This is a genomic window from Devosia sp. (assembly GCF_965229025.1).
Taxonomy (GTDB): domain Bacteria; phylum Pseudomonadota; class Alphaproteobacteria; order Rhizobiales; family Devosiaceae; genus Devosia_A.
Genome location: NZ_OZ245853.1, coordinates 3,390,808 through 3,403,859, shown reverse-complemented (window position 1 = coordinate 3,403,859; position 13,052 = coordinate 3,390,808). Strand labels below are relative to the sequence as shown.

Sequence of the window (13,052 nt, the reverse complement as noted above, 5' to 3'; positions counted from 1 at the left end):
GTCACGTGAAGGGGGAGCCGCGCCGGACCAGCCGGCGCGGCCAGAGCCTTATTTGGCCCAGTGGACAGTGGCGAAATCGATGTTGCCCGGCGGGAACACGGGGCGGAGGCCGAGGTCAACGAGGCCATCGGCGGCAACCACCACATCCTGCACATCGACCAGCGGGATGAAGAGCCCGGCATCGAAATACATCTGCCCGGCCTTTTCGTAGAGCGCGTTGCGCTTTTCGATATCGGTCAGGAGGCCCGCCTCGGCGACGATCGCATCGGCTTCCGGCAGTTCGACGCCGAAGAAGTTGATCGGTGCGCCCTTGGTGTAAAATACCGTCGCCTGGTTTTCCGGGTGCGCGGCATCGGGGCTGGAGCGCGAGATCAGCAGGTCCGGCGCGGCCGGATCACCCTTCACCGCGTAGGCGCCGCCCTGCGGCAAAACGTTCACCGTGGCATCGACGCCAATCTGCGCCAGCTGGGCCACCATCAGGTCGACGGCACGGCCGACATTGGTCGTTTCCTCGGTGGCATAGCCAAGCACCAGCTTGACCGGACCAGCCGCGGTGATGGCTGCCTTCGCGGCGTCCATGTCGGTGGGGAACACCACCGGCGTCTTGGGGTCGAGCATGGTCACCTGGTAGAGCGACTTCGCTGGCGTGGCGTAGTCGCCGAACGCATCCTTGACCCAAAGCGCGGGGTTGATGGCGGTGAGCACCGCCTCGCGGATCTCAGGGTTATCGAGCGGCGAGCCGGGCTTCACGAAGGCTTCGACCAGCGCCATGCTGGGGATCGCCGTTGCTTTGACGCCCGCGGGCAGGCTGGTCAGCTGCGCCCACGGATAGTTATTGGGCACGGCATCGATCTCGTTGGCCTGCAGCTGCAGGATCTGCTGGCCGACATCGGGGATCACGGGAATCTGGATTTCGCTGAAGAACGGCTTTTCGCCCCAATAGGCATCGTTCCGCTCGAGCGTATATTCTTCGCCGCGCTTGAACTCGGCGAGCTTGAACGGACCGGTGCCCACCGCATGCTCGTTGAGCCAGGTCTTGCCGACATCGTCGCCGGCATGTTCGGCCAAAGCCGCGGGACTGATGACCTTGGGCCCCCAAGGGCTCGACAGTGCATCAAGGAACGACGGCTGCGGGTGGCCCATGGTCAGCACCAGGGTCGCTTCGTCTGGCGCCTGCATGTCGGTGACGTTGGCGAGGAAGTAGCTGAGGATGAGATCGTTATCACGGCGGCGCTTGAACGAATTGATCACCGCATCGGCATTGAACGCCGTGCCGTCGTGGAAGGTGGCGCCGGTGACGAGATGGAAGGTGTAAGTCAGCCCGTCAGGTGACACTTCCCAGCTCTTGGCGAGCAGCCCGACCACCTTGGTGGTACCGGGCGCATATTCGACAAGGCCTTCATAGACATTGTTGATGGCGCTGAGGGCCCCGACCTCGAAGGCATTGTCGGGATCGAACGAGCCGATATCGGAGAAATATGGAACCCGCAGCGTTTCCTGCGCCGCGACCGGGGCCGCTGTCAGCAGCATGGCGGCTACGAGACTGATGGCGCCGAACCCTTTGGTAGCAAGACCAAGCCGGTGGAGTGCCGATGTCCGCGTTATCGCGGGTGAGGCATATTTTTGCATGTCGCTTCCCTTTCATCTGTTCAAGAAAGGGATTGGTTGAAGACCACACCGCAGCCAATCCCTTGGCTTACGAGGTCTCCCGGGCTTTTGTCCCGCCGTGTGTCCAGCCAGATGTCTCCTGGGCCGGTGGTAGCTCTCGGACCTGACGTGCACCTGGCACCGGAACCCTAGCCCCCAAACTCACCACTATCAAAGCAAGGCGCATGCCAGAAAATTATCGTTGAGAATCAAAGAGAGGAGCGAATCCATTTGCCGCCGTTGTGTGCAACGGATGGACACAAGATTACGAAATGAGCATAAAGGGCATCAGGCTATTTCTTAGGCGCATGGGCAGAGGGGCACAAAATGGCGGTTGAACTTGGGGCGACGATGCGCGTTGTCCGCCCCTATCCCAATGTCATCGGCTTTTATGATGGCCGCATAGTCGGGGTTCGCGCCCATTCGGCGGCGCCTAACTGGCTCGATGACGGCGCCTTCACGCTGGGGTGCTGCTCATTCGCCATCGTCGATGGCGACGAGGCGCTGGTTTACGACACCCACATGTCGATCCCGCATGCGCGGATCGTCAGGCGGACGCTGGAGGCGATGGGCATCACGCGGATGCGGGTGATCCTCAGCCACTGGCACACCGACCATGTGGCCGGGAACGCGGTGTTTTCAGATTGCGAGATCATTGCCAGCCCGCTGACCAACGCCGCACTGATCGACAACCGAGACTGGCTGGAAAACAACGACCCGCCAATCAAGCCGTTGGTCATGCCAACCACCGTGCTGGACGGAGAAACCACGCTGCATGTCGGCAATACCGTGGTGGAGGTGCGCTTTCTCGATATACATAGCCACGACGGCACGGTGCTGCTGCTGCCGCAATCGGGCGTGCTGCTGGCCGGCGATACGCTGGAAGATACTGTGACCTATGTGGTCCAGCCCGAGCGGCTCGCCATCCACCTGCGCGATCTCGACCGAATGGACTCGTGGGCGTTCACCAGGATCCTGCCCAACCATGGCTCGCTCGAGCAGATCGAGGCCGGCGGCTACGACCGCGCCTTCATTGCTGCCACCCGGCTCTATGTTGAGAATCTGACCCGCCTCGCCAATGAGCCTGAACTGGCGGTCCACGACCTGCGGAGCTTTGCTGCGGAAGCGCTCGCCACCAGCGGGATCGCCTATTTCTATGCCTATGAGCCAGTGCACCGGCACAATGTCGAGGCGGTTCTCGCGTTGGCCGCGAAGCCGGACAAACCTGCCTGAAGCCATTTTGCCAACGCAGAAAAACAAAAAGGGCCCCGAAGGACCCTTTGTCATCCACCCTTTGCGAAGGGAGGATATTGGAGCGGGCGAAGGGATTCGAACCCTCGACCCTAACCTTGGCAAGGTTATGCTCTACCCCTGAGCTACACCCGCACTCCAGTCTTTGCCCGCCGCGCTCCGTAAGGAACTTGGCACTGGCTCGACGCGCGCCTATATGCCCAATCGAAAGCACGTTTGCAACCCATAATTCTGGGTCCGCGCAAGCTGCGTTAATGCTTGCGCCAAACGGCCCGGAAGGCGCAAGAAATCAGCACACCTGATCTTCGAGTGGCAGGAAAGCAGCGCATGAGCCTCAACGATCTCTCGTCTTCGCCCGCGATGGGCGCCACCCCACCTGCAGCCCTCATAAAGGATTCGACCGATCGCGCCTTCAAGGCTGACGTCATCGACGCGTCGCTTGAGGCGCCGGTACTGGTCGATTTCTGGGCCCCCTGGTGCGGCCCCTGCCGCCAGCTGACTCCCAATCTCGAAAAGGTCATCAATGAGAAAGCCGGCAAGATCCGGCTGGTGAAGATCAATATCGACGAGAACCCGGGGGTTGCAGGCCAACTCGGCATTCAGTCGATCCCGGCGGTCTTTGCCTTTGCCGGCGGCCGCCCGGTCGATGCCTTCCTTGGTGCCATCCCTGAAAGCGAAGTGCGGAAGTTTGCCGACAAGGTGATCTCCGGCGCCCCCGCCGCGCCGCCTGCCGAAGGCTCGATGGAAGAAGAGATAAAGAACGCTCTCGCCGCCGCTGGCGAATCGCTTGTCGCCGGCGACCTCAACCGCGCCGCGCAGATTTTTGGCATGGTGCTGCAGCATCAGCCGGACAATGCCCCTGCCATTATCGGCATGGCCAAGGTGTTTCTGGCCGCGGGCGAACCCGATCAGGCGCAGGCCGTGCTCGACACCATGCCCGAAGCTGAGCGGAAGGGCGCCGACTATACCTCGACGCTCGCCGCGCTGAAGCTCTTGACCGAAGCCGCCGAGCTCTCCGAAACCGATGAACTGGCAGCCCAGCTCGAACGTAATCCTGATGACCACCAGGCCCGGTTCGACCTCGCGGTCAAATATAACGCCGAAGGCAAGCGCGTCGAAGCCGCTGAAGCGTTGGTGACGCTGATGCGCCGCGATCGCACGTGGAACGATGACGGCGCACGTAAGAAGTTGCTCGAACTGTTCGAAGCCTGGGGCCCCAAAGACCCCGCCACGCTCAAGGGCCGCCGGCTGCTGTCGGCACTGCTCTTTTCATGAGGCAAGAAAGCCATGCTCAAGCGCCCGAAATCGCCTGACGACCTGCCGACAAGCATCCCGATCTTTCCGCTTAACGGCGCATTGCTGCTGCCGTTCGCGCGGCGGCCGCTCAATATCTTTGAGCCGCGCTACCTCGAAATGGTGGACGCTGCGCTGCGCGGCGACCGGCTGATCGGGCTGATCCAGCCGCGCGAAGGCGACGACGAAAGCCCCAAGGGCCGCGCCCCGCTGCAAAGGATCGGCACGGTGGGCCGCATCTCGCATTTTGAGGAAGTGGAGGACAGCCGCTACTTTATCATTCTCGAGGGGTTATGCCGCTTCGAGCTGACCAAGGAACTGCCGGCGATGACGCCGTTCCGGCAGGCGATGATCGCGACGGCCGATTTCGCCTCAGATTTCGACCGCCAGTTCGGCGAAGAAAAGGTCGACCGCTCGCGCTTTCTCAAAATGATGCGCGACTATGCCGAATTCGGCAATTTCGACCTCAACTGGGACGAGATCGAAAAGACCGGTACCGCCGATCTCGTCAATTTTTGCTGCATGGTCTCGCCCTATGGCGCCGCCGAAAAGCAGGCGCTGCTCGAAGCAGGCAGCATCGAGGCGCGTGCTGAAACACTGATCGCCATGGCCGAGTTTGAAATGGCCGGCAGCGGCAGCAGCAACGCCACGCTGAATTGAGCCCGCCGGACGATCAGGGCGGAGCGGAGCCGATTGACCCGCGCCACGTGCTCGACGTTAAAACGCTCGAGATGCTGGTCTGCCCACTGACCAAGACGCGGCTATCGCTCTCCGCCGATGGCCGCGAACTGGTGTCGGTCGCCGCCCACCTCGCCTTCCCGATCCGCCGCGGCGTACCTATGCTCAGCCTCGACGAAGCGCGCGAAATCGACCCCGACGACATGGAAAAGCTCCACGGTCTCGGCAATGATGGACTGGCGCGCTAGCGGAACGGCCCTAGATCGGCCGGCCGCTCAGCAGTTTCGGGCCGGTGTTGTCGATGCCGGCGGCGCGGCTGATCATGAAGTTTTTGAGCGGGCCCATGCGATCAACGATTCCGAGGCCGAAATCGCGGAGCGCGCGCACCGGTGGGACGTCGTTTGAAAAGAGCCGCGTCATCACGTCCGTAACCATCGCCATTACCGACGTGTCGAACCGCCGCCAGCGCTGGTAGCTCTCAAGCACGTCGGCCGCCCCGTGATCGCGACCGAGCCGCATCGCCTCGATCACCACTTCGGCGAGCGCTGCCACATCTTTCAGCCCCAGATTGAGCCCCTGCCCGGCGATTGGATGCACTACGTGCGCCGCATCCCCGATCAGCGCAAGGCGGGGTGCGATGAAGCTTTCCGCCAGTTGCAGACGAAGGGGGTAGGCCTGGATCGATTCTTCAACCGTGATGCGCCCGAGGCACGAACCCATCGCCGCCTCGATTTCGATGGCCGCATCCTCTCGCGAGAGACCCTTGATGCGTTGCGCTTCGGCGGTCGTCTCAGTCCAGACCAGCGAGGAGCGGCGACCGGGAAGCGGCAGGCTGGCGAAAGGACCAGCGGGACGGAAATGTTCGTAGGCGGTGCCCTCGTGGTCGAACTCGTGGGCGATCGTCGTCACCACGCCGGACTGGTGGTAGTCGTGCCCGGTGACGGCGATTCCCGCCATACGGCGAAGGGCTGAGTTCACACCGTCAGCGGCGACCACTAGCGGCGCAGCAATGCTGTTGCCATCGGCAAGGCTGAGCCTGCCCATACTGGCGTCGGCCGCAAAGCCGGTGACCTCGACCGGGGCAATGAAGGTGACCTCCCCATCCAGCGCCGCAAGCAGCGCTGCGGCGACCTTTGTATTGGGAACGAGATACGCGAAGGGCTCGCCCGGTGTGACGTCGCCCTCGAACTTGAGGAACAGCGGGCGGGAGATATCGCCGCGGCCGGAATCGGTGATCTTCATCTTCCGCACCGGCTCGGCACCATCGGCAATGGCCGACCAGACGCCCAGCTGCTCGAAAATCCGCCGCACGCCTGCGGCCAGCGCCGAAGCACGCAGATCCTGCGGCACCATGAATGGACGGCGGTCGAGAACAGCGACTGACAGACCACGCATCGAGCGCACCAGCGCCAGGGCCAGCGTCAGTCCAGCGGGTCCGCCGCCAACAATCACGATATCAAACTGGCGCTCGCTCATTGGAGAGGCTCTCACTTTTCGTAGAGTGTATGTCGCCCTTTAAGGCAATCGCCGCAAGCGGCGCGATGCCGCGCTGGCACCTGCTTACGGTGCGAGCATTTTCTGTGCAATTGCACAACGAATAGGCACAATCTTGTTCAAACAGTGATGCGGGACCGCAGTGTGACGGCGGCGCGACGGCTTTTCGTAAACAGAATCATAATGTTGTTGGCACTTGCGGGAGTCTGGCACGCCTCTTGAGTCTCTAAGGCCATTGGAAGACGGTCCAACAGAACTATCGAAAGGGGCATCCATGAAACTGGTGATCGCCATCATCAAGCCGTCGCGCCTGGAAGAGGTCCGTCAGGCCCTCAACTCGCTCGACGTCCACGGCATGACCGTGACTGAAGTCAAAGGCTACGGCCGCCAGAAGGGGCACTCGGAAATCTACCGCGGCACAGAATATGCCGTGCATTTCCTGCCCAAGCTGAAGATCGAAATCGCGGTGGACGATTCCCTGTCCGACGCCATCGTCTCAGCCATCCGTGAGAGCGCGCAGACCGGTCGCATCGGCGACGGCAAAATCTTCGTTCTCGACCTCCTCGCCGTTACCCGCATCCGTACCGGTGAAACCGGTTCGGCGGCGCTGTGACGCGGTATCTTTTGGAGATTACCCAATGACAGATTTCAAGAAGGTATCGAAACTGGCCGGAACAGCAGCGCTTCTGTCGCTGCTGGTTGCGCTGCCAGCCTTTGCCCAGGACACCCCGCCCACAATCGATAAGGGCGACACCACCTGGATGATGATCTCGACGGTGCTCGTCATCGCCATGACCATTCCCGGCCTCGCCCTGTTCTACGGCGGCCTTGTGCGCGCCAAGAACATGCTGTCGGTTCTGATGCAGGTGTTTGCCGGCTTCAGCATGGTCGCCCTGCTCTGGGTGATCTACGGCTACTCTTTGGCCTTCAACGGCCCGACTGAAGGCGGTATCTCGGCTTTCATCGGCGACTTCTCCAAGCTCTTCCTGTCGGGCGTCACACCCTCGAGCACGGCAGCGACCTTCACCCCCGGCGTCGGCATTCCCGAACTCGCCTTCGTGGTGTTCCAGCTGACCTTTGGTGCCATTACTCCGGCCCTGATCGTCGGTGCCGTTGCTGAACGCATGAAGTTCGGCGCCGTGATGCTGTTCATCGCGCTTTGGTTCACCTTCTCGTACCTGCCGATTGCCCACATGGTCTGGTTCTCGGGCGGTCTGCTGTTCAAGATGGGCGCTTATGACTTCGCTGGCGGCACCGTGGTGCATATCAACGCCGGTGTGGCAGGCCTCGTCGCAGCCATCGTGCTGGGGCCGCGTATCGGCTTCCTCAAGGAACCGATCCCGCCGCACAACCTGGTCTATACCTATATCGGCGCCTGCCTGCTGTGGGTCGGCTGGTTCGGTTTCAACGCCGGCTCGAACCTCGAAGCAACCGGTCTTGCCGTGCAGGCCCTGTTGAACACCATCACTGCAACGGCGGCGGCAGCGCTTGCCTGGGCAACGGCTGAAAAGTTCATCCGTGGCCATGCCAGCCTTCTCGGTGCCGCTTCCGGCGCTGTGGCAGGTCTCGTAGCGATCACCCCTGCAGCCGGCTTTGCTGGCACGATGGGTGCGATCGTTCTGGGTGCGGTTGCCGGCGTGGTCTGCCTCTGGGCCGTCGTTACGCTCAAGCCGATGCTCAAGTACGACGACGCACTGGACGTGTTCGGCGTGCATGGCGTGGGTGGTATCGTAGGTGCCCTCGGCACTGCCGTGGTCGCTGCTCCATCGCTCGGTGGCTTTGCCCTCGGCGATCCGGCGGCCTACAGCATCTGGAACCAGCTGGTCATCCAGGCGACGGCAGTCGGCATCGCGGTGGTCTGGTCCGGCGTGGTCACTTTCGTCGCCATGCTGATCGTCAAGGCTGTGTTCGGCGGCGCCCGTGTCTCCGAGTCGGCCGAAAGCGATGGTCTCGATATCGCGAGCCATGGCGAGCACGCCTACAACTAAGCAAGCTTGGCGCGGCGGCGGACTTCCTCCCCTGTCCGCCGCGCCCTATCACGGGAGAGCCGGGTTTGCGGCTCGGCTCTCCAGCTCCCGCTGATCGCGGCGTGCAGCTCACGTACCTCTTGGCCCGCCACAGAGGCTTCCCACTCGCAAACCGCGTGGGCTGCACACCCCGGTCAACGACCGCAAGATCGCTCAAAAGGAAGCCAAGGTCGCCGGCCTTCCTTGGTCTGTCTGAACGCACCGAACGCGTTCAAGGTTAGCACCGGATTAACCCTACCGCTCTAGGATCAGTTTTCAATCGGCGAGTCCCCTGTCGGGATCGGCGGTAACGCGTTCCAGTTGTGTAGAGTGTACCTGACAATGCCGGCACAGCACTTGCTCGAAGACACCAATCGAGTCTCCGCCCCCGCCATTGCAATCCGGATCCCGGTCCGCCTGATTGGCGCGATCATTCTGGGTCTGGTGGCGATCCTGTTGGTTGCGCTCGCCACATGGTCGGTTGACGATCCCAGTTTCTCCTATGCGTCGGGCAAGCCAGCGCAGAACTGGCTCGGCTTTCCGGGCGCGGCGCTCGCCGATATCTCGATCCAGGTGTTTGGCCTCGGCATGCTGGTCGTCCTGGTGCCGCCCGCACTTTGGGGTTGGGCGATGATTCGCCTGCGCACCCCATCCAAGATGGGATTCAGGTTTCTCGCGTGGCTTGCCGCCAGTCTTTTGAGCTGCGGGATCTTTGCCTTCGTCGCTGCCCCCGAGAGCTGGCCACTGCCCACCGGGCTTGGTGGCCTCGTCGGCACAGGCTTTTCCAATCTCGCTACCCTGGTGACCGGCGAGAGCCCGCAGCCGGTGACGGCGACGCTGTTTGCCATCATCATCGCGGCACCGACTCTCGCGCTCTTCTGGATCGCAATGGGCCTGGGCAAGGTCAGCCTGCCCTCCCTGCCTGAAAAGTCATCCAAAGTTGGCAAGGGTGCCAAATCCGCCGCCGCCGGCAAGGTGGCGCAGCGGGCACTGCCCGAAGACGAGGATGCCCCCGAGCGCGACTCGATGTTCGATGTCGTTCTTGGTGCTGCAACGCACCTTGCGTACTCCGCGCATGCTGCCTTCCGCCGGGCTCGCGCTGGGCTGAAGGAGCGCCAGGTGGCCGAAGCTGATGAGAGCTGGCGCGATGTTGCGGTAGAGCCGAGCCTCAATGGCGCTCCGGTCAGCCCATCTCGGCAGGAACCGACCCTCGTCACCGAGCGCCGTGCGATCAACATCGAAACCGAAGAACCGCCGTTCGACGTCGACGATTACGAGGACGCTGAACCTGAGGTCGAGGAAGCCCCCCGCTGGGCCGTGCCCACCCCGCTCCGTGGACCAATGGCAGCACGCCCGGCAGCTCCGGCCCAGCAGAGCGCCGCGCCCGTTGCCTCACCGCGTGTCGCTGCGCCCGCCCCCCGTCCGCAGCCCGGCGCCCGCGCCGCCCGTGAAGCCCAGGGGTCGCTTCTCGATGACCCGCAGGGTTTCGAGCTCCCGCCGCTGAGCCTGTTGGCGCCGCCCAAGCACAAGGGCCCGAGCCCCGAGCATGCGCCGGAACGCCTTGAAGCCATGGCGCGTCGTCTCGAAGGCGTGCTGGCCGATTTCGGCGTCAAGGGCGACATCATCAACGTCCGGCCCGGTCCGGTCGTGACGCTCTATGAGCTGGAGCCCGCGCCCGGCATCAAATCGAGCCGCGTCATCTCGCTCGCTGACGACATCGCTCGCTCGATGAGCGCCATTTCCGCCCGCGTTGCCGTGGTGCCGGGGCGCAACGCTATTGGTATCGAGCTGCCCAACGAGATCCGTGAGACGGTCTACCTGCGCGAAATGCTGGCCTCGTCCGACTTCGAAAAGATGAAGGGCAAGCTCCCGATCTGCCTCGGCAAGACCATCGGCGGCGAACCAATCATCGCCGATCTCGCCCGCATGCCTCACCTGCTGATTGCCGGCACCACCGGCTCGGGCAAATCGGTGGGCATCAACACCATGATCCTGTCGCTGCTCTACCAGATGACGCCCGAGCAGTGCCGGCTGATCATGATCGACCCCAAGATGCTGGAACTCTCGATCTATGACGGCATCCCGCACCTATTGACCCCGGTGGTCACCGATCCATCCAAGGCCGTGGTCGCGCTCAAATGGGCCGTCCGAGAGATGGAAGACCGCTATCGCAAGATGAGCAAGATCGGCGTCCGCAACATCGATGGTTTCAACCAGCGCGTCTCCGAATCGATGGCCAAGGGCGAGGTCATCACCCGCACCGTGCAGACCGGTTTCGACAAGGAAACCGGCGAGCCGATTTTCGAGAGCGAAGAGTTCGATCTCTCGCCGCTCCCCTATATCGTGGTGATCGTTGACGAAATGGCCGACCTGATGATGGTGGCCGGCAAGGACATCGAAGGCGCCATCCAGCGCCTCGCCCAGATGGCCCGAGCTGCCGGCATCCATATGGTCACCGCTACGCAGCGCCCCTCTGTTGACGTCATCACCGGCACGATCAAGGCGAACTTCCCGACGCGTATCTCGTTCCAGGTCACCTCCAAGATCGACAGCCGCACCATCCTTGGTGAACAGGGCGCTGAGCAGCTGCTGGGCAATGGCGACATGCTCTATATGGCCGGCGGCGGCCGCATCCGGCGCCTGCACGGCCCGTTCGTCTCCGACAACGAGGTCGAAGCGATCGTTGCGCACCTGAAGTCGCAGGGCAGCCCGGACTATCTCGACTCGATCACCGCCGAGGAAGACGAGCTCCCGGCCGACAGCGATGTAGGCGGCGACGATTACGGCGGATCGGGTGACGAGCTTTACGACAAGGCCGTCAACGTGGTGCTGCAGGACAAGAAGGTTTCGACCTCCTATATCCAGCGCCGCCTCGCCATCGGCTACAACAAGGCGGCGACGCTGATCGAGCGGATGGAACGCGAAGGCGTGATCTCCCAGGCCAACCATGCGGGAAAGCGCGAAATCCTCGTGGGCAACAACGCCGACGGCTACTAGGGCTCAGCCGCCGGTCGCACTGCGGCGGGCCCACTCGCAAGTGGGCCCCCGCTCCATTCCGCCGCGCGCCGCAACCTTCCCGCTGTTGCCGCAATTGTTGGCTAGAAGCATGATTGTTGCCGACCCCAGATTAGGGAACCTCTTTCGCCATGATTCGACGCACGCTTCTCGCCCTCGCCACCGCCCTGCTGGTTTCGCCCGTCCTCGGACAGGATGCGGCGCAGCCCGTGCCGCGGGAGCTGACCGACGACGAGAAGGCGCTCATCACCGCCATCAACGAGCATAACTCATCGATCAAGACCATGGTCGGCCGGTTTCTCCAGATCGACACCCAGGGCCAGCGCATCGAAGGCACGTTCTTCCTCCAGCGCCCGGGCAAGATCCTGTTCCGATACAACCCGCCATCGTACGAGCAGATCGTGTCGGTCGGCCGCGGCTTTTACGTCGTGGACCGCAAGGAACAGACCCAATACGCCTATCCACAGGACAAGGTGCCGCTGCGCCAGTTCCTTGATTCGACCATCGACCTGTTCAAGGCAAATATCGTCGCCGTTGCGCAGTCTGCGGACTATTTTTCCGTGACGTTGCAGGACGATACACCCGCCGGTGTGGTGCGCGTGGCACTCGTCTTCGATATCGAGAGCAAGAATTTGAAGCAGTGGACGCTGACCCAGCCGTCCGGTGCCGAACTCACGTTCTCCCTCTATGACGTTGATTACGACGTCGAAATCCCGAGCACCTATTTCTCGATCGACGCCAGCTTCAAGTCGGTGACGGCGCCCAAGGAATAGGCTTTCACATTTCCGGCTTTGCTCGGGGTATCGGCTCAGCCATAAGAGGCGTTCCCTCATCTGCGGAATGCCCTTCATGCCAGTCAGCCTCGCCACCTGGAACATTAATTCCGTTCGCCTGCGGCTGCCGCTGGTGCTGGAGTTTCTGGCCAAATACCAGCCCGATATCCTGAGCCTCCAGGAGATCAAGTGCCTCAACGACCAGTTCCCAGCCAAGGATTTCGCAGCGGCGGGCTACCCCTATCAGGCGGTGCATGGCCAGAAAGGATATCACGGCGTAGCCATCATCTCGAAATTCCCGCTCGCTGATATATCGAGCCGGGTCTTCTGCGAAATCGAGGAGAGCCGGCACGTCTCGGCACTGGTCGACCTCGGCACCGCGTCCCCCGCCGGGCCGTTGACCGTGCACAATTTCTACATTCCTGCGGGCGGCGACGAGCCCGACCCCGAGATCAACCCCAAGTTCAAGCACAAGCTCGGCTTCCTGTCCGAGCTGAAGGGCTGGTTCACCGAGCCCGCCTTTGCTGGACGGCAGCTGATCTGCGGCGATTTCAACATCGCCCCGAATGAAAACGACGTCTGGAGCCACAAGCAGCTGCTCGGCGTCGTCTCGCATACCCCAGTTGAGACCGCAGCGCTTAACGAGTTGCTCACTGGCGGGCATGGCTGGGTCGATGTGGTGCGCAAGCACGTACCCTATGACCAGAAGCTCTATTCGTGGTGGAGCTATCGCGCCAAGGACTGGGACGCGGCCGACAAGGGCCGCCGGCTCGATCACATCTGGGCCACCGCCGATATCGCTACCCACTCGACCGGTTCTGAGATCATCCGCGCCGCCCGCGGCTGGGGCGACAAGCCCTCAGATCACGTGCCGGTCATCGTCCGCTTCAACTAG

General features: G+C 62.5%; 11 protein-coding genes, 1 tRNA gene and 1 riboswitch. Of the genes, 9 read left to right on the top strand and 3 right to left on the bottom strand.

What is annotated here, in order from left to right:
- Positions 1–48: 48 nt before the first annotated feature.
- Complete coding sequence (locus ACO06J_RS16535) at positions 49–1,629, bottom strand: ABC transporter substrate-binding protein (RefSeq protein WP_421761814.1); 1,581 nt, start codon at positions 1,627–1,629, stop codon at positions 49–51.
- A gap of 74 nt (positions 1,630–1,703) precedes the next feature.
- A riboswitch (guanidine-I (ykkC/yxkD leader) is annotated at positions 1,704–1,811 on the bottom strand.
- A 163-nt stretch (positions 1,812–1,974) separates the two neighbouring features.
- Here ACO06J_RS16535 and ACO06J_RS16530 point away from each other — a divergent pair.
- Positions 1,975–2,880 (top strand): MBL fold metallo-hydrolase, encoded by a 906-nt coding sequence (locus ACO06J_RS16530; protein ID WP_421761813.1) that lies wholly within the window; start codon positions 1,975–1,977, stop codon positions 2,878–2,880.
- Between the two features lie 78 nt (positions 2,881–2,958).
- Here the strand turns inward: ACO06J_RS16530 and ACO06J_RS16525 are convergent.
- A tRNA-Gly gene (locus ACO06J_RS16525) sits at positions 2,959–3,033 on the bottom strand.
- 192 nt (positions 3,034–3,225) lie between these two features.
- Here ACO06J_RS16525 and ACO06J_RS16520 point away from each other — a divergent pair.
- Genes ACO06J_RS16520 through ACO06J_RS16510 form a run of 3 tightly spaced genes read left to right on the top strand, consistent with a single transcriptional unit; the run spans position 3,226 to position 5,117 of the window.
- A complete protein-coding gene (locus ACO06J_RS16520; RefSeq protein ID WP_421761812.1) occupies positions 3,226–4,173 on the top strand; it encodes a tetratricopeptide repeat protein in 948 nt (315 codons plus the stop codon).
- A 12-nt stretch (positions 4,174–4,185) separates the two neighbouring features.
- Complete coding sequence (locus ACO06J_RS16515; RefSeq protein ID WP_421761811.1) at positions 4,186–4,851, top strand: LON peptidase substrate-binding domain-containing protein; 666 nt, start codon at positions 4,186–4,188, stop codon at positions 4,849–4,851.
- 47 nt (positions 4,852–4,898) lie between these two features.
- Entirely contained in the window at positions 4,899–5,117 is a 219-nt protein-coding gene (locus ACO06J_RS16510) for a Trm112 family protein (RefSeq protein WP_421761810.1), read from the top strand.
- A gap of 10 nt (positions 5,118–5,127) precedes the next feature.
- Here ACO06J_RS16510 and ACO06J_RS16505 read toward each other — a convergent pair whose 3' ends face one another.
- Entirely contained in the window at positions 5,128–6,345 is a 1,218-nt protein-coding gene (locus ACO06J_RS16505; protein ID WP_421761809.1) for an FAD-dependent monooxygenase, read from the bottom strand.
- Positions 6,346–6,637: 292 nt separating this feature from the next.
- Between ACO06J_RS16505 and ACO06J_RS16500 the strand changes: the two genes are divergently transcribed.
- From ACO06J_RS16500 to ACO06J_RS16480, 5 genes are all read left to right on the top strand, one after another.
- Positions 6,638–6,976: a P-II family nitrogen regulator gene (locus tag ACO06J_RS16500; protein ID WP_421761808.1), complete on the top strand. Its 339-nt coding sequence runs from the start codon at positions 6,638–6,640 to the stop codon at positions 6,974–6,976.
- 25 nt (positions 6,977–7,001) lie between these two features.
- On the top strand, positions 7,002–8,351 hold the full coding sequence (locus ACO06J_RS16495) for an ammonium transporter (RefSeq protein WP_421761807.1): 1,350 nt from the start codon (positions 7,002–7,004) through the stop codon (positions 8,349–8,351).
- A 360-nt stretch (positions 8,352–8,711) separates the two neighbouring features.
- On the top strand, positions 8,712–11,366 hold the full coding sequence (locus tag ACO06J_RS16490) for a DNA translocase FtsK (RefSeq protein ID WP_421761806.1): 2,655 nt from the start codon (positions 8,712–8,714) through the stop codon (positions 11,364–11,366).
- Between the two features lie 149 nt (positions 11,367–11,515).
- On the top strand, positions 11,516–12,157 hold the full coding sequence (locus ACO06J_RS16485) for a LolA family protein (protein ID WP_421761805.1): 642 nt from the start codon (positions 11,516–11,518) through the stop codon (positions 12,155–12,157).
- Positions 12,158–12,233: 76 nt separating this feature from the next.
- The gene (locus ACO06J_RS16480; RefSeq protein WP_421761804.1) at positions 12,234–13,052 is read left to right on the top strand and encodes an exodeoxyribonuclease III; all 819 of its coding nucleotides are present in this window, start codon (positions 12,234–12,236) and stop codon (positions 13,050–13,052) included.